Origin of the sequence: Erysipelatoclostridium sp. MSK.7.34 (assembly GCF_019041935.1) — a bacterium.
GTDB lineage: Bacteria > Bacillota_I > Bacilli_A > Erysipelotrichales > Coprobacillaceae > Thomasclavelia > Thomasclavelia ramosa.
Genome location: NZ_JAHPYJ010000026.1, coordinates 1 through 24,755, shown reverse-complemented (window position 1 = coordinate 24,755; position 24,755 = coordinate 1). Strand labels below are relative to the sequence as shown.

Sequence of the window (24,755 nt, the reverse complement as noted above, 5' to 3'; positions counted from 1 at the left end):
ACAGGGGTCAAAGGAGATTAAAAGGTGAAATATGAATGGATAGACAGTTATTTATTAGCGAAGGCGGGAATTTCTAAAAATCTTCAAACAGAATGGAATTGGATTAGATATGTTATTGACGGTAAGATGTGTGTGGCAGTTTGTCTAGATGAACAAGATAATCCATATTATATAACTTTAAAATTAAGACCAGAAAACGGAATGGATCTTCAAGAACAGCATGAAGATATAATTCCTGGTTACTATATGAATAAAAAACATTGGAATTCAATAAAAGTAAATGGTTCGATTAGCGATCAATTACTAAAGGATATGTTAGATGAAGCTTATGAGTTGGTATTGTCGAGCTTTAGTAAAAAAAGACAGTTAGAGATATTATCTTTATAATCAAAAGGGGAATTTTGATGAAACGATGCATTGGAATGACGGGAATAGTTTGGAAATTTAAAGGAGGATTAAAATGACTATTCTAGAAAAGAAGATTGCTAAAAATATTGATATTATTAAATCTGGAAATATTACAAGATTAAAGAGGGAAGATGATAAAAATCATGAATTTATATATTTTCATGATTTTTTTAGTTGAAATGTATTCTTTTTATAAGCAATAATACCATTTTTCTGTAGTTTACTTAATTCACTAGATAAAGCACTTCTCTCTACTGCTAAGTAGTCAGCTAGTTGTTGACGATTAAAAGGAATTTCAAAAGTTAAAGAATTATTTTTTAGTGCTTGCGAATTTAAATAAGAAAGAATTTTTTCTTGAGTTGTTCGTCTAGTTAAGTGATGAATTTTTTGAGTTAAAAGGACATTTTTGTTTGAGACGATTGAAAGGAGATTTTGAATTATTTTATGATGAAAAGAACATGAGTGTTGGCATGATCTAATAAGATGGGAGATATCTAAGAAAAGAATTGTTGTTATTTCTGTAGCTACGACATTTAAATCAATTTCTTGTTGTAAGGCACAGGCATAAGATTCTAAAAAGAATTCACTGGCTTTAATTTCGCTAATAATTGTTTTATTACCCCAAAAATCAATATGATAAATATGTGCTTGACCGTCAAGAACTAATCCAATTTCATGAATAATATCACCTTGTCTGATAATTGTTTCGTTTTTTTGATATGTTTTTTCATGGCTTTTCAAGCAGTTTAATAGTTTTTCAATTTCAGCAGGATCAATTCCTTTAAATAATGAACATTGTTTTAAAATTTGTAATTTTTTCATAATTTGCTCCTTTTGTTGTAAAAACAACATAAATGTTATAAATACTTTATTATAGTATGGCTGTGGAGTCAAGATTAATACTCTCGATTAATGTGATTATTAAAAATATAGAGATTATAAAGGAGAAATTATGATGGAAAATAAAATGTTTTGTTATCAGTGTCAAGAGACAGTAGGAAATCAGGGATGTAGTCAAGTTGGTGTTTGTGGAAAGACCCCAGAAACAGCAGGGCTGCAAGATTTATTAATTGATGTTACGAAAGGCTTAGCTGAGGTAATTAATGAGGTACGTTGTAAAGGTAAAGAAATCAATAATGTATATGATGATCAAGTGAGTGAAAATCTATTTATTACAATTACTAATGCCAACTTTGATGATCAAATGATTATTGAAGCTGTTAGAAAAACACTTACTTTAAAAAAAGAGCTGCTTTTACAGTTAGATGATCAAGCTGTACTTTCAAACAGAGCTCTTTGGATGGAGATGGAGATAGAAGCAATTGAGAAAAGAATGCAGATGGTTGGAGTTTTAGAAACAGCAGATGAAGATATTAGAAGTTTAAAACAGCTGATTACTTATGGTTTAAAAGGAATGGCAGCATATAATAAACATGCTCATGCATTAGGGTTTCGAAAAGATGAGATTGATCGTTTTATTGAAACTACTTTGGTTAAGATTGAAACTTCAACGATGTCTTTAAATGATTATGTAGCATTAACGATGGAAACTGGAAAATATGGTGTTCAGGTAATGGAATTATTAGATCAAGCTAATACTAGCACTTATGGAAATCCAGAAATAACAGAAGTTAATATTGGAGTTCGAAATAACCCGGGAATTTTAGTTTCTGGTCATGATCTTAAAGATTTAGAAATGCTATTAGAACAGACTAAAGATACGGGAATAGATGTTTATACTCATAGTGAGATGTTACCTGCTCATTATTATCCATTTTTTAAAAAATATCCAAATTTTGTTGGAAACTATGGTAATGCCTGGTGGAAACAAAGAGAAGAGTTTAAGGCTTTTAATGGACCGGTCTTATTAACAACAAATTGTTTAGTACCGCCACTTGCTAGTTATCAAGAACGGGTTTATACAACTGGAGCAGTTGGTTTTGAGGGATGTGTTCATATTGATAAAGATGAACACGGCTACAAGGATTTTTCACAAATCATTGAGCATGCTAAAAAATGCTTAGCTCCTACTCAAATTGAAACTGGTAAGATTGTTGGTGGTTTTGCTCATCATCAAGTACTTGCGTTGGCTGACCAAATCGTAACAGCTGTTAAAAATGGGGATATTAAAAAGTTTGTTGTAATGGCGGGATGTGATGGGCGTCATCCAACCCGTCAATATTATACTGATTTTGCTCAAAGCTTACCGACAGATAGTGTTATCTTAACAGCTGGTTGTGCTAAATATCGTTATAATAAACTAGATTTAGGAACAATCAATGGTATTCCTCGAGTATTAGATGCTGGTCAATGTAATGATTCTTATTCACTAGCGATGATTGCTTTAAAACTTAAAGAGGTATTTGCATTAGAAGATATTAATGAGTTACCAGTTATTTATAATATTGCCTGGTATGAACAAAAGGCTGTAATTGTTTTATTGGCATTGTTATCATTAGGAGTTAAAAATATTCATTTAGGACCAACTTTACCAGCCTTTTTATCACCTAATATTGTTGATTTTCTTGTAGATAATTTTCAAATTTCTGGTATTCAAAGTGTTCAAGAAGATTTAAATTTATTTTTTCCTCAGACAAAAAAAGAAGATAAGTTTCATCGCGATATGCTAGTTGGAAGTATTATTGGTATGGATCCACAAGCAGCACAAATTTTAAGCGATAGTGGAATGGGGTGTCTTGGTTGTCCGGCATCGCAATCTGAAACTTTAGCTGATGCTTGTCTAGTCCATGGTTTAGATGTTGAAGAAATTTTAAAACAATTAAATCAGTAGGAGGAATTTAATGAGTGCGTTTTTAGGGCCAGTACATTATTGGTTATATAGAAAAATTCAATATCAAGAACAATTAAATCAAAAGATTCTTAAAAGAATTTGTCCCCAGCTTAATGAGATTGTTGCTCAGGAATGTGGCACAATTCAAGATGGAAGTCTAGAGGAAATTATTGATCATCAAGCAATTCATCAATGGCTTTCTATGGAATTGATGATAGTAGAAAAACGATTTGCATTTATTGTTGAACATATAGAAAAAAGTGATTTTGAGGAAGTTAGGGAAGTGTTGTTCGAGGCTGGCAAAGAAATTTCAATCAATGAGAACTATCATAACTGCATAGAATTATTCAAAGTAATTAATAATTATCTTATCGATGGAATGCCTTGTGATAAAGGTATTAAAATAATGAGCCAAGAGGAAAATCAAATTATTTATGAATATAATGAAATGGTTCATCAATATTTAGATTTTGAAATATTTCAAAAATATCGCAAAGCTTGGCTTGATGGGGTACTTTCAGATAGCCATATAGTATTTTCAAGACTTAATTATAATACTTATATGTTAAAGATGGAGGAATAAAATGACAAACAATATAATTAAAGATTTAGAAGCTGATCATCAAAAAATATTAGCATTTGTTAATGAATTAGAGCAACGTTTAATAGAATTTATGGAAGCAAATATTTTTGATTATGAACAAATGAAAAGAGATATTTTATTTATTAGAGAGTTTGCTGATAAAGAACATCATCAGCGTGAAGAAAAGATTTTATTTAGATATATGATAGAGTATTTAGGTAAAGTTGCTGAAAATTTGGTTCGACATGGTATGATTGTTGAACATGATCTTGCAAGATTGTATGTTAAACAGTGGGATGAAGCACTTCAACGTTATCATCGCAATCATTTGTTAATTGATAAACTAACAATAATTTCAAATGGACATGCTTATTGTATGTTACTAAGAAGGCATATTGAAAAAGAGGATACAGTAGTTTATCCGTTTGCTAAAAAACATTTATCAGAAGAAATCTTTGCTGAAATGATCAAAGAAAATCAAAATTATTAAGTATAATATAAGTGAAAAGCAGCTATTTTTGTAATAGTTGTTTTTTTATTAAAATTACTTAAATTGAGGAGTGTTGCAAATAGTGATATAATTATGTTCTATAGTTATGATAGGGGGTAGAGTGATGATAAAGAAACATAAGCCATTTATTGCTGCAATTTTAATATTTATGATAATGAGCATTCTATCATTTTTTATCTTGTACGGTGTCATTAATGATAAGGTAGCAGCAGCCAAAGAGAAAATTCATTATTTTACAGAGGCTCAAGTTAGTCAGCTAGATCGGGTCCTGTCTTCGTATATTCAAACTGCTGAAACGTTGAAGCTGCTAATTGTAGATAGTAATGGTAATATTAATGATTTTGATCGAGTTGCACATCAACTATATAATGATGATAATACATTTAGAAGTATTCAATTAGCTCCGCAGGGAGATGTTCAATATGTTTATCCTCTTGAAGGTAATGAAGGAGCTTTTGGAAATATCTTCGAAGATCCAGAACGTGCAACGGAAGCTAAAAAAGCTCGTGATACTGGGGAAACTACCTTGGCTGGACCATTCGAACTCTATCAATCAGGAAAGGGAATTGTTGTTCGACAACCAATTTATTTAGAAGAAAATGGAGAAAATAATTTTTGGGGATTTGCAATTGTTGTTTTAAATGTACCAGAAATTTTTGATTCAGTACATCTAGATTCATTTAAAAATATGGGATATGAATATCAGTTATGGCGTATTGATCCAGATAATAATAAAAAACAGATTATTTTGAAATCCGATCATGAACTATTAGATGACACAATAAATTTAAGTTTTGAAGTTCCAGGAAATACTTGGACTTTGAGTGTTTCACCAATTAACGGATGGGTTCGAAGTAGTGATTTGATGCCAGTTATTATATTAGCTATCTGTTTGTCATTGTTGATACCGTTATTAGTTTATACATTACTAAAAATTAACGAACAGCGCCGAAGAATGATCGATATTTCTAATCGTGATTATCTAACAACGCTTTATAATGGTCGGAAAATGAATTTTGTTTTAAACGACTTAATTGCTCGTCAAACTTCGTTTATTTTTGTTTATTTAGATGTAGATAAATTTAAAGTTGTAAATGACACATATGGTCATTTAGCAGGAGATGTGTTATTAAAAGAAATAGCTTTACGGATCATGAGGTACTTATCACGAGAGGATTATGCTTTTCGAGTAGGTGGTGACGAATTTGTCATCATTATTAAAAATAATTCTTCCACCAAGAAGACCCTCCAAATAATTGCTGAGCAAATAACAGAAAAGATAAATTTAGATGGCTTTGAATATTATCCGGAAGTTAGCATGGGATATGCTGTTTATCCTAATGATGGTAAAAGTTTAGAAGAGGTTATTAAATGTGCTGATAGTCGGATGTATGAAATCAAAAAACATAAGAATATATAATATAAAACACAGTGATTGTTAAATGATATGATTCCTCATAAGTAGTTTTTGGTCATTTGCCCTATCTACTTGATAGAGAGAATATCAAAAATAGATCACTGTGTTTTTTGTTATAAATTAGAATATTGTTGTGGATCAATCAAACTAGCAGCTGCTTGATCGCAAATAACAGTAAAGTTAGGGTGAAGCTTTAAAATTGTTGCCGGCACATCTTGATTAACAGGCTCATCTAAGAAGCGTTTAAAAATTTCTGCTTTTTCTTTACCATTAACGATCATGACTAGATGTTTGACTCGCATTAGACTTTTAGGACCCATTGTCAAAGTATGAGGTTGTCGAGGACGGTCTCCATAATCTGGATTAACGGCCTGCTTTTTCTTGAAATCAATACAGTAAGTATAACTGTCAAAAGGTGTACAACGAGGACAATTACCACAAAAATGTCCATCATATCCAAGACCAATCACCATTACATCAATTCCTCCAGCATTTCTAATTTTATTATCATAGTCTTGTCAGTCATTTGAAGTCATAATGTGAATACGCTCATCAGGAATATTAGCGGCTTTAAAAAATAATTCTTGCATATCCTTCCAGTTTGGTCCATAAGGTTCATCAATATATGGGTTTTCATCAAAAAGATAATACTCAATATCTTTAAATTTAGCCTGATTTTTTACATAAGGAATCATCATGTCATACATCGTTTTAGGAGAACGACCGGAAGTAAGTGAAATATTGACACGTTTATCTTGCATCATGGCACCTAATAGAATAAACATTGCACTTTCACTCATTTTTTGTTCATTTTCTTCAATTATTAGTTTCATTTTAGTAAGCTCCTTTTCAATTTTTGATTAAAATGATGTAAATAAAAAAATGTAATATATAATTTAAGTATACTGTATTTTTTTAGATACACAAGTTTATCGGTTGTAAATGATCAAGAAAAGTTAACTATATATAAATCAAGTAATTTTTGATAATTAGCTAAAATATTTTTTAGTTCTTTGAAAAGTGAATTTTGGTTACGCTGAAAACTACTACTGCATGCAGCTTTTTAAAAATATTAAGTTCAGCATTTTTAAATGAGCAGTTTTTATCAAACTATATGTTTTCAGACAATAATTTATAGATTACTCTTGTAAGTTTTCGTACTGAGTGGTCCTGGGCACATCTGTGGAATTTACCTTACAGTCGTTTTAGTTTATAATATTTATTGAAAGTGAGATTGTACTTGCAGACTGGCAGAATGTATTGATATAGCTTTTTCTTAATAGCGCGAACCACGTTTTGACTGTGCTGTTCGAGAAATTGACTGATAAGTACCGGGGTCTATACCTACAAATTCTATGACTTTGACAGTAGAGCTGAAGTTATGGATATCGCTAGTCTCATCTAAATTTGTCAACATCGATATCAGTGTAAAATATGGAAAACACATCCTTTCTTTATATAAGGTAATGAAATGTGATCAAACCACAAACAGAGTATCAAAGACCTAGTGCGAAATACAAGTTCAAAAACTTATCTAACTGATTACAATTAAGATACAAAGATGTGGTATTAACCTTTTCCAGGTAGTCGGGCTACAGAAGGCAAAAACAAAAGTACCTATTCACAATTCGATTCTAAATGAAATCTAATGAAAGGAAGAGGTGTATACAATTGACGGTTAAATAAGTTAATTACAATATACCAGAAGTCAAAATATGAAAACATTATATATGATGCGTCATGGACAAACGTTATTTAATCAAAAAAGGTTAATGCAGGGGTGGTGTGATTCACCTTTGACAGAACTGGGAAAAAGACAAGCAAGATGTGTAAAAGAGTATTTGGAGAATAATGAGATTGTTTTTGATGGTGCTTATGCATCATCTTCAGAAAGAGCTTGTGATACTCTAGAAATTGTAACTAGCCTCCCATATCAGCGGCTTAAAGGTTTAAAAGAATGGAATTTTGGTATTTATGAAGGAGAAAGCGATGATCTTGATCCCCCTTTTCCATTTGGCAATTTCTTTAAGAAATTTGGTGGTGAAAGTGAAAATGAAGTAAGTGAACGTGTTTCAACAACTGTTTTAGAACTTATGAAAAATACTGATCAAGAAACAGTGTTAATAGTCTCACACGGTCTTTCTTGCTATTGTTTTGCGAAAAGATGGGAACAAAATCAGCAAGTATCGCTACCTAATGATATGCCCAATTGTGTTGTTTTAAAGTATCAATTTAATGATGAGCAGTTTTCATTAGTTGAAGTCATTGATGTAACTAGTGAATTAAAGTAAAAAAGTCTAGATATAGAAATTAATCTATATTTAGACTTTTTAATCACCAAATGAGATACCTAGTAACTTAGCGTCTTTAACTTTTGCTCCTACAGCATCAACATATTTTAGTTTACCAGCACTTTCAACTAAGGGAATAGCAGTAACTCCATTATTTTTTAAGATAACTAATTTGCCATAATCTCCGCCCATAACTAAACGGGCTCCAGCTACCCCAAATTGAGTTGAGATCATTCGATCGTATGGACATGGCTGTCCTCCGCGCTGGGCATGACCAATACATGACACACGAATTTCGCTATCAATATATTTTTCTAATTCTGCTGCAATCTCGTAAACAACTGATTGACCATTGCGGGCTTTAACTTTAGCTTTATACTCTTTTTTTGATAGTGTTGCTTCTTCTTTGGATAAAGCGCCTTCCGCACAAGCGATAATACTGAATTTTTTCCCATTTTTTTCTCTAGTTTTAATAGCCTTAGCTACTTCTTTAATATCGTAAGGAATTTCTGGTAACAAAATTACATCAGCGCCTGAAGCAATTCCTGCTGACAAACAAATATGGCCAACTTTATGTCCCATTACTTCAATTACAAAAACACGGTTGTGGCTGGCAGCGGTAGTATGAATTTGATCAAGGTATGCGGTTGCAATATCAATTGCAGACTGATAGCCAAAAGTATAATCAGTTCCCCATGTATCATTATCGATTGTTTTAGGTAGCGCTATAACATTCAATCCTTCTTGAGAGAGCATGTTAGCTGATTTTATAGAACCATTTCCGCCTAGCACAACAAGACAATCTAATTTTAATTTTGCATATGTGTTTTTCATTGCAGCTACTTTGTCAAAGTCATCTTCAATTACTCGCATTTTTTTAAAAGGACAACGTGATGTTCCTAAAATTGTCCCACCAATATTAATTATTCCAGAAAAATCCTTGGGCTTCATAATTTTATAATCTTCATACATTAACCCTTTATAGCCTTGAAGAAAGCCAATAATTTCTATATCGTTTACATTTCGATATAAAGTTTTTGCTAGACCACGCATTGTTACATTTAGTGCTTGGCAATCACCACCACTTGTTAAAATACCTACCCGCATATAATCACTCCTTTATTATTATTTATATTGCCAATTATTTGAAAAAATATTCCTGACTATTCAATTCTGGCTCTTTATTTTTTACTCGTTTGTAAGTACCATCTTCTAATAAGCGGCATGCTTTAACATTATCTTTCAACATTGCATTAAACATTGTAATAATTCGTTTTCTTAATTTTTCATCTAAAATTGGGGCAGCGACTTCAACACGACGTGATAAATTTCTTGTCATTAAATCAGCAGAAGAAATGTATACTTTTTGAGCACTGCCTTTACCAAAGATGTAAATACGTGAATGTTCCAAGTACCTACCAACAATAGAAATTATTCTAATATTATCAGTTAATCCCTCAACACCAGGTAAAATACAACATATACCACGAACAATCATATCAATTTTAACCCCTGCCTGGCTTGCTTCGATTAGCTTATCGATCATTTCTTTACTAGTGACGGAATTGCATTTAAATCCAATATAAGCTTCTTTACCCGCTTTGGCTAAAGCAATTTGATTATCAATATGTTCAAATATTTTTGTAATCATACAGTTAGGAGCAACCATTAAAAGATTAACTTCATTTTCTGTTTCGCCAAGACATAGATGATTAAAAATGCTGTTGATTTCTTCCCCAATTTCGTAGTTAGATGTCATTAGTGATAAATCAGTATAAAGCTTTGATGTATTTTCATTATAGTTTCCTGTTCCCACCTGGCTAATATAATGAACACCCTGATTATTTTTATAAGTTATTAAACATAATTTTGAGTGAACTTTAAGTCCATCTAAACCATAGATAACACGGCATCCAGATTCTTCAAGTCGTTTTGACCAGTCAATGTTATTTTCTTCATCAAAACGTGCTCGTAATTCAACTAAAACAACAACTTCTTTACCGTTTTCAGCAGCTTCAATCAATGATTTAATAATCTTAGATTTCTTTGCAACACGATATAAAGTCATTTTAATACTGGCAACATTTGTATCTCGACTAGCCTCATCTAATAAACGGAGAAATGGTGACATCGACTCATATGGATATGATAATAAAATATCTTTTTTTAAAATTTGTTTGATCATTGGAACAGTATTTTCAACTAAAGGACTGTTTTTAGCTTCTAATTTTTTATAGAACATTTCTGGGTGAATGTAGCGTAAATGATCACGTAACTCACTAGTGAATTTCAAATCTAATGGAGCATTACACTCGAAAACCTGATGTTTTTTGAGGTTCAAGAAGTTCATTAACATCAAGATTTCTAACTCTTCTAAGCCTGGTGATACTTCCAAACGAATAGGACATAATTTTCTACGTTGTTTAATTAATGTTTCCATCATTTCTCGATAGTCTTCATGACCTTCTAAAGAGTGATCATCTTCATCAATATCAGCACTTCTTGTAACTCTGATGAAACCTTTATTTTTTATTGTATATTTAGAGAAGATATTAGAAATAAAATGCAGGATGATATCTTCAATCAAAATAAACTTCCCTTGCATACTAGGAATCGCAATCATTCGTTCATCCATAGCATTTGCACAAGAAACGATTCCCATCTTTCTTTTTCCCTTCTTTGATTCTAACTGAACAACAACATAAACTTCACGGTTATTTAAAAAAGGGAATGGTTGACGTTTTGAAATAACCTGGGGAGAGATTAATGGAAGAATTTCTCGTTCAAAATAACTTTCAAAATATTTACGATCTTCTTTGTTCTTTAAATCACGGTATTTTACGATTCCCCATCCATGAGTTTTTAATTCATCCATAATACTTTGATAAATACGATCTTTCTTTTTATTTAAATAAGTAATTCTTCGTAAACATGCCTTTAGCTGTTCTTCACCAGTCATTCCAGTTTTATTGTCTTTAGAACTAGGATAGAATAGCATTTGATCATATAATGATCCAATTCTAACCATAAAAAATTCATCAAGATTTGATTGAAAAATAGAAATAAAACTTAACTTTTCACCTAAAGGGACTTTATTATCTTTAGCCTGCATTAATACTCGATCATTAAATTTAAGCCAAGATAATTCACGATTTTCTTTACATTTATTCATTGAAATGGCGCCTCCTATTTTGTTTCTAAAAATAACATAATATTTATTAAAAAAATTATCAAGTAAAGTCGGATTACTTACAAAACTCTTACGCAAATTTAACGTTTCTTTAATATTAGTATAGCACTTTTGATTTTAGTATTCATCAAAACCATAAATATGTAAAATGATTTAAATCATTCAAAAGAAAAAGGTGTTGTCAAAACACCTAAAAATATTACGATTCTATTTAGATTTATTATTTAGTAATTGCTGATAGATCATTTCATCGTCCTCTTTGAAAACGTTAAAAATAACTTTTTCAATCTGACTTCCTTTAAGAAATGTGGATACTGTATTGATTGCAATTTGAGCTGCTTCTTTTTTAGGAAAGTTAAATACTCCTGTAGAGATACAACAAAAAGCAATACTTTTTAATCCATAAGCCTCAGCTTTTTTTAAACAATTACGATAACATTCAGCTAATAAAAAGCGCTTTTCATCTGTTAGTACATTATGAACGATAGGACCAACTGTATGGACGATATAACGACAAGGAAGATTATAAGCATTAGTTATTTTTGCTTTTCCGGTGGGCTCAAGATAACGCTGTTTAGACATGATTTGGTGACATTCATTTCTTAATTGAACTCCTGCAAAGGTATGGATAGCATTGTCGATACAATTATGTCCAGGGATAAAGCATCCTTCCATTTGATTATTGGCAGCATTTACAATGGCATCAACTTTTAGTTGGGTGATATCACCACGCCAGATATTCATTGATTTTTTGAAATTGCTTGAGTCAATGATTCCTTTTCGTTTAATTTCATTTTTTAACATTTTGTTTTGAATCATAATGAATTTGTCAGTAGCTGTTTTTGCTTCACGAATATTTACTAATGAGCGATAAAGGGAAAATAGTTGTGCTTGTTCTGTAGGAAGTTCAATTTCAAGTTTATTTTCTTGAATTAAATAGTTAATTAAAAATTGTAATCGGGTTATTTGATTCATAGCAATTTCTCCAAAGACGATAAGACATTATGAATGTTATCGTTGATCATGATAGTCTGTTTTTTTAATTCCGAAGGTAAATCAATAATATCTTGATTGATGCAGGCATAAATAGCTTTAGGATTCTCTATAGTTAATTGCCAAAATGGATATTTGATAATTCCAGGGGTATTATAGCCAACTCCTAATTCTAAATAAACGATTTTGGAATAATGATATTTATTTAAAAAGTGATAATAACGTTCTTGGGCATGATACCAGCCGGAATCTTGAACAAATGTTTTATCACAGCGAAGATTCATTGTCATTGGAGCATTACATATTGGACAGTACGGAATTAGTGAACTGGGAATTTTCAAATCATGCTGTTGTTTGATCATTGTAACAACTGTCTCGTAATTATCATAAGTTTTTTGATGGCATGGTTTTGAACATTGCCAAAGTCCGTAATCTCCTTGAGTATAAAATAATTTTTCTTTAATAAAACCAGCTATTTGAAACTGATGATCAACATTTGTTGTAATGACGAAATAATCTTTATTAATGAGTAGGTTTAATAATTTTTTATAAGTATCTTTAGGGGCTTCCAAATAGCGGTTATAATAAATATGACGACTCCAATAAGCCCAGTATTTCTCTAAACTAGGATAGGGGTAAAAGCCTGCCGAATACATATCTTGTAAATGATATTTTGTAATGAAATCATTAAAATATTTTTTAAAACGGTTCCCTGAGTATGACAGACCGGCGGCGCTAGAAAGTCCAGCTCCAGCTCCAATTAAGATTGCATCACATTTTTTGATTGCTTGACTCAATTTTAAAATATCAAGTGATTCTCTTTGAAACATTATAACACTCCCTTCTCATCGTTATTATCCTTCAATGGTTGCTATTTGTGAAGTACGCACATAAAAGTGGCTTGGTTTCTTTTATGTAACTAACTTGACTTTCATAAGTATAGTTTATAAAATATACTTAGTTACTATAAGAAACTATAAGGAGTACACATATGAAAGAATTTCCAAAATGTCCAGTTGAAACTACATTATTATTAATAAGTGATAAATGGAAGGTTTTGATTATTAGGGATCTGCTACCAGGGAAAAAAAGATTTGGTGAGTTAAAAAAATCAATCGGAACGATTTCTCAAAAAGTATTAACTTCAAACCTTCGGGCAATGGAGGAGAGTGGATTGATTAGTCGTAAAGTTTATCCCGAAGTTCCTCCTAAAGTCGAATATTCGCTAACTGAGTTAGGTTATAGTTTAAAACCAATCTTGGATGCTATGTATAGCTGGGGTGAAGATTTTAAGAAAAATCATCAATCAATATAATAATGGATAGAGTCTCAGTGTTAATATTTTTTGGATGGCTGAATGATCTTAAAGGGGGTTCAGTAAAAAATAGAAATTGATAAAAATACGACTCATAAAGATATAAAGTGTCAAATTTCTAGTTTCTTAACAAGTATAATAGTGCATGATAATAACTTATGACTAGAGAGTTAGAGGGGAAAATTATGGATAATGAAGATTTAGTAAGAGAATATAGCAATAATCTTACAACATATGAACAATTTACAAATTTGATGGAAACATATATATGTAATTTGTTGAATCGTGAACAAATATCGTTTCATTCAATCACTAGTAGAACAAAGAGTATTGAGAGTTTATCTAAAAAGATAGAGTTAAAAAACAAGTATCAAAAATTAGATGAAATAACAGATTTATCAGGTATTAGGGTAATTACATATTATACGGATACTGTTGATCAAATATCGAAATTAATTGAAAATGAGTTTATTATTGATCGTGATAATTCTATTGATAAAAGAAAGAGTCTGGATCCAAAACGTTTTGGGTATCGTTCGTTGCATTATGTGGTTCAAATTGATCCTAAGTATGTTAAAGCACAGGAATATCTTAAGTATCATAATTTAAAATTAGAAATTCAAATTAGCTCAATTCTGCAATACACATGGGCTGAGATTGAACATGATTTAGGTTATAAATCTCAAGAAGAGATTCCCTATGATATTAAAAGGAGTTTTTCACGGTTAGCTGGATTGTTAGAATTGGCAGATGAGGAATTTTTAAGAATTAAAAATGAGATCTTTGCATATCAAAATCATTTGCTGCTTTCTTATTTAAGTGCTGATATTGATAAAGAATCATTAGCTGTATTTAAAGTCAAAAGTCCTGAATATAATGAATTGACAGAATTTTTAATTAAAGAAATGAAAGCTAAGAAGGTTAGTCAGGGTAATTTTGAGAATATCATTAGGATGTTTGAGTATTTGAATATAAGTAAACTTCATGAGGTAGATCAAAAATTAAAGCAATATCAACAGCTGATAATGGAACACATTGATGTTCTTTATCGTGATGCAACAAGGACTAAAACAAATATAATTTCTGGTGATATGCCATTGTTATGTTTATGCTATTTTATTTTAGTAGTAGAGAAAGGTGAAGTGGAGTTTGAGAAGTTCACAGAACAGTTTATTTCTAGTGTTAATTTTAAAAATCGATTAATAGAATTAAAAAGAATATTGAAAGATTATAAATTAGAAGCTGCTGATTAAATTAACAGCTATTTAAACTAGAGTTAGCTCTAGTTTTTTTATAATGTTTAAAGTATTTATAATAATGGATATAAATGTAATTGTGATCAGTCTTACGAGTTTGCTAGGGGCTTTTTATAAGTTATTTAGAACTTACAAGATATTATAATGATAACGCTTGCTTTTTCTGAGGAAAAAGATGTTTATAATAATATTTATGGTATAATTATGATGTTAGTATTATTAATTGTTTCGTTTATATTGGGCTATAGTTTAGGATTTGAGGAGGAATAATAAAATGAAAAACTGGTGGCAAAAGAGTGTTGTGTATGAAATATATGTGCGGAGTTTTAAAGATACCAATCATGATGGGATCGGTGATATTAATGGGATTACTGAGCAGTTAGATTATTTAGCAACATTGGGAGTTGATGTGTTGTGGATCACGCCAATTTATGAATCGCCAAATGATGATAATGGATATGATATCTCAGACTACTATGAGATAATGCAATGTTTTGGAAATATGACTGATTTTGAGAATCTTTTAACGCAAGCTCATAAGCGAAATATTAAGATAGTTATGGATCTTGTTGTTAATCATACCTCTGATGAACATAGATGGTTTATCGAAAGTAAGAAAAGTAAAGATAATCCATATCGTGATTATTATATTTGGAAAGATGGTAAAGAAGACGGCAGTGTACCAAATAATTGGACAAGTTGTTTTCTAGGTTCAGCTTGGCAGTATGATGAGACAACGAAACAGTATTATTTACATTTATTTTCTAAAAAACAACCGGATTTAAATTGGGATAATACTGATGTTAGAAATGAAATTCAAAAAATGATTGCCTGGTGGCTTGATAAAGGAATTGATGGATTTAGAATGGATGTCATTAATTTGATTTCTAAAGATCAAGATAATATTTATCAAGATAGTCCAATAAAGGGGCATAGTGTCAGTGCTAATGGACCTCGTGTCCATGAATATATTCGTGAGTTAACAGATAACGTTTTTTCAAAATATGATGTGATGACTGTTGGAGAAGCTCCAGCAGTGACAACAAAAGAAGCTATTCAATATGCAAGTAATGATGGAAAAGAAATGAGTATGGTTTTCCAATTTGAATTAATGGATGTTGATGGTGGTGAAAAACAAAAATGGAGTGATGAAAGATTTAAATTAACGGATGTAAAAGCAATTTTAAGAAAATGGCAAATTGATATGCATGGACGAGCATGGAATTCGTTATTTTGGAATAATCATGATCAACCACGAGTAGTTAGTCGTTTTGGAGATACAAGTTCTAAAGAAACTTGGGAAAAATCAGCAAAAATGCTTGCTACTGCCCAATATTTTTTACAAGGGACTCCTTATATTTATCAAGGTGAAGAACTTGGAATGACTAATGTTGAGTTTAAGAATATTGGTGAGCTTAGAGATATTGAAAGTATAAATTCTTATCATCAGTATGTTGAAGTGGAAAAAATGTTTACCCCTGAAGAGATGCTTCGATTTATTAATAAATCAAGTCGTGATCATGCACGTACTCCAATGCAATGGAATGATCTAGAAAATGCAGGATTCTCTGATGCTGAACCATGGATCAAAGTTAATCAAAATTATAAATGGCTTAATGCACAAGCACAAATAACTGATGAAAACTCAATTTTTAATTACTATAAAAAAATGATCTCAATTTTAAAGGAAAATGAAGTTGTTCAGTTTGGTGATTATCAAGAATATTATGAGGATAGTAATGAAGTCTATGTTTATAAACGGGAGTATGACGGAAAAAAATTATTTGTCTTATCTAATTTTACAGCTAAAGAGGTTACCTATGATAAAACTTTATTTGAAGCTGAAGCAAAGGTGTTACTAGGAAATTATAATGATTTGATAAGAGGGAAATTACGGGCTTATGAAGCGGTTGTACTAGTTGTTTAAAGTTAGTATTAGGGATGATCTTGAATGATCAGGAGGTAAGAAAATGCCTAAAAAATATTTTAAGATTGGTTGCACTGTAATTATAGTAACTTTAATAGGATTATTTTTAAAAAATAATGCTCCGGCTAATAATTATAAAAATCCCGATACTTTGAATATACAAGATAAACAAAGTATGATGATGGCAGATAAGGCTGTTGAAAAAATAGCTAGGGGAACATCCGGGAAGTTTGAAACTTTATATTTAGGGGCTGATGGTCAATTTCAATGGAATATTTTAAATCCGGAAGAAACTAGCTTTTTTGATGAAGATGGAAAAGCTATTAAATCCATTTTATTAATTTCAACAAAGCTTCAAACCTCAACACCATTTGATCAGGAAAGTAATCGCTATGAAACTAGTACTTTACGACAAGCAGAGATTGCGTTAGCATCTCAAACTTTATCACCAAAAGAAGCGGAAGTAATATTTAATACTACTCAACCAGGTGGTGACGTTGTTACTGTTACTAGTTATTCATTTATAGAATCACAGTTATTTGGTGATAAATTTTTTGCCCCAACAGCAAAAATAATGAATTCAAATAGTTGTGGACTTGAAGATCGTCATTATCGTCAGGAGGGGAATTATTACTGGTTGTCAGCAGCTGCTAAAGATGATCCTAAATTAGCGGGATATATCTCTAAATGTGGAGTTTTTGCACAATTAGATATTACTGTCGAGCATCTTAGTGCAAGAGCTACTGCTAATCTTGATCCTCATGCAGTTTTATTTTTTGCTGCAGCCCAAGGTGGTAAAGTCAGTGGAGTAGTCGGGAGCAAAGCAATGCAGGACGTGGAACATCAAGAATTACTTAGTGATTATCGTTTAACATTAAAAGATGCTTCACAAACCTTAGTTGTGAGCGATCAGGTTAAAGAAAATAATAAAATAAGTTTTAATTATAATGCCCAAGGCGATGGGGATTTACTCAGTGCAGTTATAATTGATAAAACACAAAATGAGATTGTATCTTATGGTCAGTTAGCTGATATTAGTGTTACTAAAATGGGTGTTGCTTTAATTGAGTTGCCAAAAAAATATGATCATGATAACTATCAGATAAAAGTGTTTAGTGAGCAATATAACGGGGACTACAAAACGGATTATGCCAGTGAATTAGTTGATTTGAAGATTGAATAAAATAAAAAGAGCTGGATTTAACTGTACCGACCTCCTAACCGTTAGAATTTGATATGTATCTAAAATTCAGGGCACATATCATTTTTGATCTAACTTTCTGAGGTCACATCAAACGATTTGTTAAATCTAGTTCTTTTTTATTAAATACTTTTGCTGCGTTCATTGGCTTTATGAACTTTACAAGGATTGCCATAAGCAATTGTATCAGCAGGGATATCTTTTGTAACAACACTACCTGCTCCAATTACGGTATTATCACCAATTGTAACTCCCGGTAGAATAATTGTTCCCCCGCCAATCCAAACATTTTTACCAATAATAACTGGGGCTGTTTGTGTTTTACAAAAATTGAATGTTTCATTTTCACTGATAGTAAAACGATCAAGATAATGAGTAGGATGATAAGCGGTATATATTTGTACATTTGGAGCAATTAAAACATTATCACCAATAATAATTTTATTATCATCGAGAAATGTACAATTCATATTAACTTCGCAGTTATTCCCAAAATATATATTACAGCCATAATCAACATGAAAAGGTGGGGTAATCCATAATTGGTTTCCAACTTTACCTAATAATTCATTAAGAAGCTCACTTTTTCTTTTAGTATCGCTAGAATTGGTTAGATTATAATCTCGGGCTAGATCTTTGGCTCGATGCCATAGAGCAAGTAATTCGGCATCGCCACAATCATATAATTCCCCAGCTAACATTTTTTCTTTTTCAGTCATTTAAGATAATAACTTTAATAGATCAAGTGGCTGCTCAAACACGTGATCTGGTTTATCAATACCTTTAGCGGAAACACTTCCCCATTTTGCATAACCAAAGTCGATACCAGCGTTTTTAGATGCGAGATAATCAGAATGAGCATCACCGATATAAATAACATCTTCAGGTTGCAAAGATAATCGCTTTAAACATTCTAATAACGGTTCGGGATCGGGTTTATGCTTGACTGTATCGTTAGCTAAAACAGCAGTTTTCATATATTTATCTAAACCTTTTGCAACAAAATCAATTTGATACTGTGCTGTTGTTTTTGCTGAAGCAACTGCTTGAATGATGCTTCCGTCAAATGCTTCAAAAATTTCTTCAAACCCTGGGTATAAAGAAGCGCCTTCTTCATATTCATTGACATATTTAACCCATCTAGCGTAAGCCTTTTCTTTATCAGCTACTTGTAACTCTTCCATTACTTTCATACCTGGATAGGGTAAAAATTTTAAGACTTGTTCAAATGTCCAATCTTCACCAGTTTCTTCTTTAATAATCTTAATCAAGGGATACATATTCATATTTATTGTATTTAATACTGTTCCGTCAAGGTCATAAATAATTGCTTTATATTTTTTCATTACTTTCCTCCACTAATTGTTTTAATATTTTTTCAATTCCTAAATAATTTAACCCATGGAATAAGTTATCTAAATATTGTTTATAAACTTTAATATCATAAATAAATTGTGAGTGTAGATAAGTATAAATAGTTTCATTAATTAAATGCCAATCCAAGTCCCAATCAAGTTCAAGAGAAAGGTCAACATGCTCAGGGTCTAAAGACGTTAAAACAATTATTAATAGATAAGCAATAATGTTTTGAAAGTCTTTTGGCTTGTTACATGTCCTAACTGCTTGATTTAAGGAAATATCGTGATAAGGAATAAGTCCTATTTCACCAGCAATTCCATATTTGCCATGAACTAATTGTCCATTATACATATATGAACTACCAATTCCCTTTTTGTTTAGGTGCAAATAAATTGAACTATTTTTATGATGATGATAACAAGTACCTAATTGCATCGCTTTGACATCGTTTTCAACTAGAATAGGAATATTGATACTCTTTTCTAACTCTGTGATCCAAGTGTGGGTTTCAAAGTGGTTATTGTGGTCGGTTAAATATTCATTATCTCTAACGATTCCTTCAACTGCAATAACGATACATTGACAATTGAATTTGGTGAGAAGCACTTTAATTAGGGTAATTAATTGTTGTTCATCCTCAAATTCCAGAATATCGGTTGTTAGTATTTTTTTGTAAGAATGAATTTGATAAGTTATTTTAGGGTTTTGAATATAAAGACAGATTATATTAAAATGCTTTTCAACTAATGCAAAGCGGGTTGGGCAACGTCCACCGGTTGAATGATCGTTACCTGTTTCTTTAACAATATCGTGTTGTTGCAAAAGGCGAATCATATTTCTTACACTAGGCTGTGATAATTGAGTATCATTGCTCAATTCGCTCATTGTGGCACTGTCTCTACTAAATAATGATTGTAATAATAGATGTAAGTGATGTTTTTTTACATCTTTAAGAATTTTTTTGGTCATGTGTGCCTCCTACTTTTATTATACTTTAATAAAAGTTATTTACAAGCTAATAATAAAAAATAAATATATTTTTAAAAATGGAAAGATTTTATCTGCTGGTTTATATTTTATGGAAATTTATGCTAGAATTAAAGATAATAAGTTAAACTATTAATAATATGGGGAGAAAAAAATGAAAGGATTTAAACGAAATAATCAATTATTATCTTTGTGCGGTTTGAACTGTGGTTTGTGTCCGATGCATATTGATGGTTACTGTCCAGGATGTGGTGGTGGAGCAGGAAATCAAAGTTGTAGGATTGCTCGTTGTAGTTTGGAACATGATAATCTCACATATTGTTATGAATGTTCATCATATCCTTGTGATAAATACATGAAATTTGCTAAATATGATTCATTTATTACACATCAACATTATCATCAAGATTTAATGAAAGCTAAAGATGGTGGTATAGACACATATAATCAAGAGCAGCTTGAAAAGATAGATATTTTAAAAATATTTTTAGAAAAATATAATGATGGACGAAAAAAGAGTTTTTATTGTCTTGCTGTAAATCTTTTAGAGTTAGAAGAACTTAAAAGTCTAATTAAACAGATAGAAACTAATTCAAAGCTGTCAGCTCTAACAAAAAAAGAGCAAGCTAAATATGTATTTGATTTATTTCAAGATTTAGCCAAACAACATAGCTTAATCTTGAAATTAAATAAGAAGAGTAAAAAATAATTTACCCGTAAGATTAGCAAGAGTAACTAATTTACGGGTATTTTTATTGTACAATTGAAGCATCATATTGAATTGTTTGTAATAAAGCTTTACAAGTATTAATAAATTCATCCTTATTCATGCCTTTAACAATTGCTTCACTAGCTAGTAACTCTAGCTCATCAAGTAATTTTTCTTGATGTTCATGAGAATTATCAATCGTTGGTTGAACTTTAGCACCATGACGGCGATCAATACAAATATAGCCTTCTTGTTTTAGCAGCCCATAAGCTTTATTAACGGTCATATTATTTACTTGAAGATCTTGAGCTAAAGTCCTAACGGTTGGTAATGACTCGCCGTATTTAAATTGACCGTTAGCAATACCTTTAACAATTTCATTACGTAGTTGCAAATAAATTGGAATTTCACTTGTATAGTCTAGATTAATAATCATTGGCTAAGCACCTCCTGAATTTCTTGATAGATGAGTTTAGTATTTTGAATATCATCATCATTAACGATATAGGTTATATCATCAGTATACAAAATTATATAGCAAGGATGCAAACTTGCCATGTATACTTTACACTTACCATAACGGTCAAAAGTATAATTTCCCTTACCATAAACAAAAGTATCGGTTCCATTAGTTCTAATTCCTTTACCTAAATCATCGGCTAATTCTGCTTTATTAACTTTTTGAAGATCAATTGAAACATCGTAGAAAGGACTATCAACAACTACTGCTTGATCGGTTAAAGAAAGATTGACAAGATTATTAGTTATATCTAAATAATACGGATATCCAAATAACCATAGCAATAAAGCAATAACAAATGTCCAAATACCAATAATAAAAATTCGATAAGCCGGTTTTGCAGTATTAAATGTCATCTGTGTTCCATTTGGCGCTGAAATAAGTGTACGTGGATCAGCTTTATTATAATACGTTGGACCAAACCAACCGATTTTCCAGCAATCATCATTACTGATAGTATATTCACATTCGTTGTAATGAGCGAGAATCTTTGCCTTTTTCTCTCGATAATGGTTAGCTTTAATGACAATGATAATTACACAAAGAATCATTATTAAGGCAACTAAAAGGAGTATTACAAAAGGTAGCTTTTCAAGTAAGAAAAATTGTAAAGCTAAGTTAAAAATACTATCACCAGTGATTAAAAAGAAAAAACAATGATGAAAAGAATCACGACGTAGTAAATTCAATGTTATATTTACTTCACTGTTTTTACAGAATGTTTTATTTGGTAATTTTTTAATAAAGACAATTCCAAGTACTAAGACCATAAATTGTAATACCATGTAAAGATACATGGCATTTTCAGCGTGGAAATAAATCATATTCCCTAATACAGATAGATCAATTATTAAAACGAAGAAGTAACGTCTTAAATTAAAAGGGTGTTTTTCCATATAGGCTGATAATGATAAATCAATTTTAATTTTTTCTATTTTTTCATCTGGCCAATTGCGCAATTTTTTTAAAGCTAATAATTTAGCACGTGCTTTTCTATACGGAACATAATAGACGGAAACGTTAAACCATATCACAATCATAAAATAAAGTAATAGCCATTTAGTTGAAAAAATAAATAAAGGAATAAATGTTATAAATGAGATAATAAATACCCATAAATGTTCTTTTTTAAACTGTTTCTCAATTTCTTTAATTTCAACAGATTCATAAGCCCAATCAGGGATTGTAACTAAAAATAAGCGTCCTTCATTATAACGGCTCTCTCGTTTAGAAGAAAAGTACATTACTACATTAATAAAAACTAAACATAAAATTAAAATCCACATATTACTCACCTCTTATATTTGTATTATATAACATAATACAAATAATACAAAATAAAATAATAAAATATTATAACATATTTTGCTGAAAATGATTCGCAACAAAAAGCAGAATCGATTCGATTCTGCCAGGTTGATAATTATTCAGCTGTTTCTAAACCTTGTTTTTTAGCAGCTTTATTAGAAGCTGATACAAGTGGTGCATAAACTAAGAGTCCAATTATGGTTATAACGATCTGTGAGGGCGTACCCCGTATATCACCAGTAGATAGATAACCAGAAAGTAAGGGGGAGTTACCCATGGGATAACAATATAAGTATGTCCTACTAAGCCAACTGCAGTTGCAAAATATGCTATTAAAGTTGAAACAAATAGAAACAATACAGAAAGGAACAGTATAAATAGGGTTGAAAACGACAGGAAGTCCAAACATAATTGGTTCACTGATATTGAAGATACTTGAGACCTCACCCAAACGGGCAATCACTTTTTCTTGAAAAGATAAATATGGTAACAACTAAGATTAATAAAATCATTAAGAAAAATGAAACTTTTGTAAGTCAGTATAATGATGATTTTAAAGATGCAGTTCGTTTCAGTGTTATTGATTATGGCGCAACAGTAGGAACAGCTAAAGAGATGGAAACAAAATTTTCTGAAACAATTAGGGTTGCAAGTCAAGGTTATAAGTTAGAGGCTTATATGCATGGACCATATTTGGAAGTCAATCCAGAACATCGAATTTTCTTTATCGAAACGCCAAGTCCAAGATTATCTAAAGCAAAACTATTAAAAGCCTATGAATCACAGTATACGGAGCACGTGTTTGCTATTACGAAAGCACAATCAATAAGACCTTAGCATTAGATATTGCTTTAGATGAGTATCAGGCTGCATATTTACTAATTATTCTTTTCCAAGTAATGACGTGGTGTATTGCTAAAAGTAAAGAAATTGATTTGACGAAATGGATTTATACAGATTTTTCTCAAGCGGTCAAGAGTAAAACGGCTGTTTAAGATTATGTCTAGAAAGGCTTGTCAAAAATATTTGACAACATTCCTAATATCTTTGGTAGCATTATTTTGATGGTTTATTTATACTATTAATTATAGGAGGAAAGTAGATGTTAGGCGAAAAATTAATGCGATTAAGAAAAAAACAGGGCTATAGTCAACAAGAGGTTGCAGATAAGTTATCAGTGAGTAGACAAACTATTTCTAACTGGGAATGTGATCAAGCCTTACCCGCAGTTGATAAAGCCATGGAATTGGCACAGTTATATAATATAAGTTTAGATGATTTAATGGAAAATGAGATTGAAATAGTTAGTAATAATAAAACTAAAGACCTACATCTTTTACAATATTTGATCGGAAAAACTTGTACGCTGGAGTGCACACGAGATGCCTATTTGTTAGATATATCTACAAGTGATGGAAAGGTTCTAATTGTTGATGTCAATGATGATTGGGTTAAAGTGCAGTATCATCGAACAAAAAAAGGTTCGTTTATAAAAAAAGAAACTGTTACCAAACTAATTGATCTATCATGTATTAGCGGCTTTAAGGTCGAGGGGGAATTATAATGACGACTATTATTGCAATTATTGCTTTAGTTATAAGTATTTGTGCAATATATGAGATTGAAAAACTAAAGAAAAATGATGTTAAAAATATTGAAAAAGAAATTAAGGAAACAGATCGGATTAAGAATATTTTAGCAGGATTAAAGCAGTGTGATTGCGAATTGATTGTAAAAGAAACCATGTTTTTGATTGATGTCCCATATAGTGTAGAAGGTAAAATCATTGATTTAGATGATGATTGGGTTTTAATTGTTAGTATGGGAAGAAAGACGATTAGTAGAATGATTAGGATAAACATGATTAAAGATGTAATAGAATTGACTAAGTAGACAACTAAGGTTGTCTTTTTAATTACCTGTTCAAATTGAAAATTTGAACATATAGACTTAAGTCAGTTGAGCATACGAAGTATGCGAAATAAAAAA

Annotated in this window: 26 protein-coding genes and 2 pseudogenes; 15 read left to right on the top strand and 13 right to left on the bottom strand. The window is 31.0% G+C overall.

Annotated elements, in window-relative coordinates:
* Positions 1 to 24: 24 nt before the first annotated feature.
* Both KTF99_RS14300 and KTF99_RS17445 read left to right on the top strand, forming a co-directional pair.
* Positions 25 to 387, top strand: coding sequence for an MmcQ/YjbR family DNA-binding protein (locus KTF99_RS14300; protein ID WP_003539327.1), 363 nt, complete (start codon positions 25 to 27; stop codon positions 385 to 387).
* 73 nt (positions 388 to 460) lie between these two features.
* Entirely contained in the window at positions 461 to 586 is a 126-nt protein-coding gene (locus tag KTF99_RS17445; protein ID WP_003539328.1) for a hypothetical protein, read from the top strand.
* Here KTF99_RS17445 and KTF99_RS14295 read toward each other — a convergent pair.
* Positions 568 to 1,230, bottom strand: a complete 663-nt coding sequence (locus KTF99_RS14295; protein ID WP_008792629.1) for a Crp/Fnr family transcriptional regulator — start codon at positions 1,228 to 1,230, stop codon at positions 568 to 570. The genes KTF99_RS17445 and KTF99_RS14295 overlap by 19 nt on opposite strands.
* A gap of 130 nt (positions 1,231 to 1,360) precedes the next feature.
* On the opposite strand from KTF99_RS14295, the gene hcp reads away from it, so the two are divergent.
* From hcp to KTF99_RS14275, 4 genes are all read left to right on the top strand, one after another.
* A complete protein-coding gene (gene hcp, locus KTF99_RS14290) occupies positions 1,361 to 3,199 on the top strand; it encodes a hydroxylamine reductase (RefSeq protein WP_003539332.1) in 1,839 nt (612 codons plus the stop codon).
* A gap of 10 nt (positions 3,200 to 3,209) precedes the next feature.
* On the top strand, positions 3,210 to 3,782 hold the full coding sequence (locus KTF99_RS14285) for a hypothetical protein (RefSeq protein ID WP_003539334.1): 573 nt from the start codon (positions 3,210 to 3,212) through the stop codon (positions 3,780 to 3,782).
* Position 3,783: 1 nt separating this feature from the next.
* Positions 3,784 to 4,272, top strand: a complete 489-nt coding sequence (locus KTF99_RS14280; RefSeq protein ID WP_003539336.1) for a hemerythrin domain-containing protein — start codon at positions 3,784 to 3,786, stop codon at positions 4,270 to 4,272.
* 124 nt (positions 4,273 to 4,396) lie between these two features.
* Complete coding sequence (locus tag KTF99_RS14275; protein ID WP_029482256.1) at positions 4,397 to 5,713, top strand: sensor domain-containing diguanylate cyclase; 1,317 nt, start codon at positions 4,397 to 4,399, stop codon at positions 5,711 to 5,713.
* 110 nt (positions 5,714 to 5,823) lie between these two features.
* Here KTF99_RS14275 and KTF99_RS14270 read toward each other — a convergent pair.
* Positions 5,824 to 6,543 (bottom strand): annotated as a pseudogene (locus KTF99_RS14270) (glucosamine-6-phosphate deaminase).
* An 882-nt stretch (positions 6,544 to 7,425) separates the two neighbouring features.
* On the opposite strand from KTF99_RS14270, the gene KTF99_RS14265 reads away from it, so the two are divergent.
* Positions 7,426 to 8,001, top strand: coding sequence for a histidine phosphatase family protein (locus tag KTF99_RS14265; protein ID WP_003539341.1), 576 nt, complete (start codon positions 7,426 to 7,428; stop codon positions 7,999 to 8,001).
* A gap of 39 nt (positions 8,002 to 8,040) precedes the next feature.
* On the opposite strand, the gene KTF99_RS14260 is transcribed toward KTF99_RS14265, so the two are convergent.
* The 4 genes from KTF99_RS14260 to KTF99_RS14245 all read right to left on the bottom strand — a co-directional run bounded on the left by KTF99_RS14260 (position 8,041) and on the right by KTF99_RS14245 (position 13,014).
* Positions 8,041 to 9,108, bottom strand: coding sequence for a 6-phosphofructokinase (locus tag KTF99_RS14260; RefSeq protein WP_029482258.1), 1,068 nt, complete (start codon positions 9,106 to 9,108; stop codon positions 8,041 to 8,043).
* A gap of 34 nt (positions 9,109 to 9,142) precedes the next feature.
* Positions 9,143 to 11,173: a polyphosphate kinase 1 gene (gene ppk1 / locus KTF99_RS14255; protein WP_029482260.1), complete on the bottom strand. Its 2,031-nt coding sequence runs from the start codon at positions 11,171 to 11,173 to the stop codon at positions 9,143 to 9,145.
* A gap of 225 nt (positions 11,174 to 11,398) precedes the next feature.
* Positions 11,399 to 12,166: a protein-ADP-ribose hydrolase gene (locus tag KTF99_RS14250; RefSeq protein WP_008792635.1), complete on the bottom strand. Its 768-nt coding sequence runs from the start codon at positions 12,164 to 12,166 to the stop codon at positions 11,399 to 11,401.
* Positions 12,163 to 13,014, bottom strand: a complete 852-nt coding sequence (locus KTF99_RS14245) for an SIR2 family NAD-dependent protein deacylase (protein ID WP_003539353.1) — start codon at positions 13,012 to 13,014, stop codon at positions 12,163 to 12,165. The genes KTF99_RS14250 and KTF99_RS14245 overlap by 4 nt, the downstream gene beginning before the upstream one ends.
* Positions 13,015 to 13,175: 161 nt before the next feature.
* Here KTF99_RS14245 and KTF99_RS14240 point away from each other — a divergent pair, with 161 nt between their 5' ends.
* From KTF99_RS14240 to KTF99_RS14225, 4 genes are all read left to right on the top strand, one after another.
* A complete protein-coding gene (locus tag KTF99_RS14240) occupies positions 13,176 to 13,499 on the top strand; it encodes a winged helix-turn-helix transcriptional regulator (protein WP_003539364.1) in 324 nt (107 codons plus the stop codon).
* Positions 13,500 to 13,684: 185 nt separating this feature from the next.
* On the top strand, positions 13,685 to 14,752 hold the full coding sequence (locus KTF99_RS14235) for a GTP pyrophosphokinase (RefSeq protein ID WP_254210189.1): 1,068 nt from the start codon (positions 13,685 to 13,687) through the stop codon (positions 14,750 to 14,752).
* A gap of 277 nt (positions 14,753 to 15,029) precedes the next feature.
* Positions 15,030 to 16,682, top strand: coding sequence for a glycoside hydrolase family 13 protein (locus KTF99_RS14230; RefSeq protein ID WP_003539376.1), 1,653 nt, complete (start codon positions 15,030 to 15,032; stop codon positions 16,680 to 16,682).
* A gap of 43 nt (positions 16,683 to 16,725) precedes the next feature.
* Positions 16,726 to 17,865 (top strand): hypothetical protein, encoded by a 1,140-nt coding sequence (locus tag KTF99_RS14225; RefSeq protein WP_008792639.1) that lies wholly within the window; start codon positions 16,726 to 16,728, stop codon positions 17,863 to 17,865.
* Between the two features lie 140 nt (positions 17,866 to 18,005).
* Here KTF99_RS14225 and KTF99_RS14220 read toward each other — a convergent pair whose 3' ends face one another.
* From KTF99_RS14220 to KTF99_RS14210, 3 genes are read right to left on the bottom strand one after another with little or no spacing between them, the layout of a single operon-like run.
* A complete protein-coding gene (locus tag KTF99_RS14220) occupies positions 18,006 to 18,602 on the bottom strand; it encodes a sugar O-acetyltransferase (protein ID WP_003539380.1) in 597 nt (198 codons plus the stop codon).
* Complete coding sequence (locus KTF99_RS14215) at positions 18,603 to 19,229, bottom strand: HAD family hydrolase (protein WP_008792640.1); 627 nt, start codon at positions 19,227 to 19,229, stop codon at positions 18,603 to 18,605. It abuts the gene before it with no gap.
* Entirely contained in the window at positions 19,216 to 20,211 is a 996-nt protein-coding gene (locus KTF99_RS14210; RefSeq protein WP_008792641.1) for an ROK family protein, read from the bottom strand. Before KTF99_RS14210 ends, KTF99_RS14215 begins: the two co-directional genes overlap by 14 nt.
* Before the next feature lie 172 nt (positions 20,212 to 20,383).
* On the opposite strand from KTF99_RS14210, the gene KTF99_RS14205 reads away from it, so the two are divergent.
* Positions 20,384 to 20,938, top strand: coding sequence for a DUF3795 domain-containing protein (locus KTF99_RS14205; RefSeq protein ID WP_003539387.1), 555 nt, complete (start codon positions 20,384 to 20,386; stop codon positions 20,936 to 20,938).
* 43 nt (positions 20,939 to 20,981) lie between these two features.
* Here KTF99_RS14205 and KTF99_RS14200 read toward each other — a convergent pair whose 3' ends face one another.
* The 4 genes and pseudogenes from KTF99_RS14200 to KTF99_RS17685 form a co-directional block, all read right to left on the bottom strand.
* Entirely contained in the window at positions 20,982 to 21,374 is a 393-nt protein-coding gene (locus tag KTF99_RS14200; RefSeq protein ID WP_003539388.1) for a GntR family transcriptional regulator, read from the bottom strand.
* Complete coding sequence (locus tag KTF99_RS14195) at positions 21,371 to 22,744, bottom strand: PH domain-containing protein (RefSeq protein ID WP_022007583.1); 1,374 nt, start codon at positions 22,742 to 22,744, stop codon at positions 21,371 to 21,373. Before KTF99_RS14195 ends, KTF99_RS14200 begins: the two co-directional genes overlap by 4 nt.
* Before the next feature lie 137 nt (positions 22,745 to 22,881).
* The gene (locus KTF99_RS17295) at positions 22,882 to 23,043 is read right to left on the bottom strand and encodes a hypothetical protein (protein ID WP_029482262.1); all 162 of its coding nucleotides are present in this window, start codon (positions 23,041 to 23,043) and stop codon (positions 22,882 to 22,884) included.
* A gap of 132 nt (positions 23,044 to 23,175) precedes the next feature.
* Positions 23,176 to 23,229: pseudogene (locus KTF99_RS17685) on the bottom strand (hypothetical protein); the annotation flags it as partial.
* Positions 23,230 to 23,249: 20 nt separating this feature from the next.
* Here KTF99_RS17685 and KTF99_RS14185 point away from each other — a divergent pair.
* The 3 genes from KTF99_RS14185 (at position 23,250) to KTF99_RS14175 (ending at position 24,659) form a co-directional block, all read left to right on the top strand.
* Positions 23,250 to 23,603 (top strand): hypothetical protein, encoded by a 354-nt coding sequence (locus KTF99_RS14185; RefSeq protein WP_254210187.1) that lies wholly within the window; start codon positions 23,250 to 23,252, stop codon positions 23,601 to 23,603.
* 265 nt (positions 23,604 to 23,868) lie between these two features.
* Positions 23,869 to 24,330: a helix-turn-helix transcriptional regulator gene (locus tag KTF99_RS14180; RefSeq protein ID WP_003539392.1), complete on the top strand. Its 462-nt coding sequence runs from the start codon at positions 23,869 to 23,871 to the stop codon at positions 24,328 to 24,330.
* A complete protein-coding gene (locus tag KTF99_RS14175) occupies positions 24,330 to 24,659 on the top strand; it encodes a hypothetical protein (RefSeq protein WP_029482266.1) in 330 nt (109 codons plus the stop codon). Before KTF99_RS14180 ends, KTF99_RS14175 begins: the two co-directional genes overlap by 1 nt.
* Positions 24,660 to 24,755 lie beyond the last annotated feature (96 nt).

Coding starts and splice junctions, on each gene's coding strand:
- KTF99_RS14235 (WP_254210189.1), top strand. CDS start 13,685: ATGGATAATGAAGATTTAGTAAGAGAATATAGCAATAATCTTACAACA.
- KTF99_RS14205 (WP_003539387.1), top strand. CDS start 20,384: ATGAAAGGATTTAAACGAAATAATCAATTATTATCTTTGTGCGGTTTG.
- KTF99_RS14185 (WP_254210187.1), top strand. CDS start 23,250: ATGGTAACAACTAAGATTAATAAAATCATTAAGAAAAATGAAACTTTT.
- KTF99_RS14280 (WP_003539336.1), top strand. CDS start 3,784: ATGACAAACAATATAATTAAAGATTTAGAAGCTGATCATCAAAAAATA.
- KTF99_RS14225 (WP_008792639.1), top strand. CDS start 16,726: ATGCCTAAAAAATATTTTAAGATTGGTTGCACTGTAATTATAGTAACT.
- KTF99_RS14245 (WP_003539353.1), bottom strand. CDS start 13,014: ATGTTTCAAAGAGAATCACTTGATATTTTAAAATTGAGTCAAGCAATC.
- KTF99_RS14260 (WP_029482258.1), bottom strand. CDS start 9,108: ATGCGGGTAGGTATTTTAACAAGTGGTGGTGATTGCCAAGCACTAAAT.
- KTF99_RS17445 (WP_003539328.1), top strand. CDS start 461: ATGACTATTCTAGAAAAGAAGATTGCTAAAAATATTGATATTATTAAA.
- KTF99_RS14230 (WP_003539376.1), top strand. CDS start 15,030: ATGAAAAACTGGTGGCAAAAGAGTGTTGTGTATGAAATATATGTGCGG.
- KTF99_RS14285 (WP_003539334.1), top strand. CDS start 3,210: ATGAGTGCGTTTTTAGGGCCAGTACATTATTGGTTATATAGAAAAATT.
- KTF99_RS14195 (WP_022007583.1), bottom strand. CDS start 22,744: ATGTGGATTTTAATTTTATGTTTAGTTTTTATTAATGTAGTAATGTAC.
- hcp (WP_003539332.1), top strand. CDS start 1,361: ATGATGGAAAATAAAATGTTTTGTTATCAGTGTCAAGAGACAGTAGGA.
- ppk1 (WP_029482260.1), bottom strand. CDS start 11,173: ATGAATAAATGTAAAGAAAATCGTGAATTATCTTGGCTTAAATTTAAT.
- KTF99_RS14275 (WP_029482256.1), top strand. CDS start 4,397: ATGATAAAGAAACATAAGCCATTTATTGCTGCAATTTTAATATTTATG.
- KTF99_RS14200 (WP_003539388.1), bottom strand. CDS start 21,374: ATGATTATTAATCTAGACTATACAAGTGAAATTCCAATTTATTTGCAA.
- KTF99_RS14250 (WP_008792635.1), bottom strand. CDS start 12,166: ATGAATCAAATAACCCGATTACAATTTTTAATTAACTATTTAATTCAA.
- KTF99_RS14215 (WP_008792640.1), bottom strand. CDS start 19,229: ATGAAAAAATATAAAGCAATTATTTATGACCTTGACGGAACAGTATTA.
- KTF99_RS14220 (WP_003539380.1), bottom strand. CDS start 18,602: ATGACTGAAAAAGAAAAAATGTTAGCTGGGGAATTATATGATTGTGGC.
- KTF99_RS17295 (WP_029482262.1), bottom strand. CDS start 23,043: ATGGGTAACTCCCCCTTACTTTCTGGTTATCTATCTACTGGTGATATA.
- KTF99_RS14265 (WP_003539341.1), top strand. CDS start 7,426: ATGAAAACATTATATATGATGCGTCATGGACAAACGTTATTTAATCAA.
- KTF99_RS14180 (WP_003539392.1), top strand. CDS start 23,869: ATGTTAGGCGAAAAATTAATGCGATTAAGAAAAAAACAGGGCTATAGT.
- KTF99_RS14295 (WP_008792629.1), bottom strand. CDS start 1,230: ATGAAAAAATTACAAATTTTAAAACAATGTTCATTATTTAAAGGAATT.
- KTF99_RS14210 (WP_008792641.1), bottom strand. CDS start 20,211: ATGACCAAAAAAATTCTTAAAGATGTAAAAAAACATCACTTACATCTA.
- KTF99_RS14175 (WP_029482266.1), top strand. CDS start 24,330: ATGACGACTATTATTGCAATTATTGCTTTAGTTATAAGTATTTGTGCA.
- KTF99_RS14240 (WP_003539364.1), top strand. CDS start 13,176: ATGAAAGAATTTCCAAAATGTCCAGTTGAAACTACATTATTATTAATA.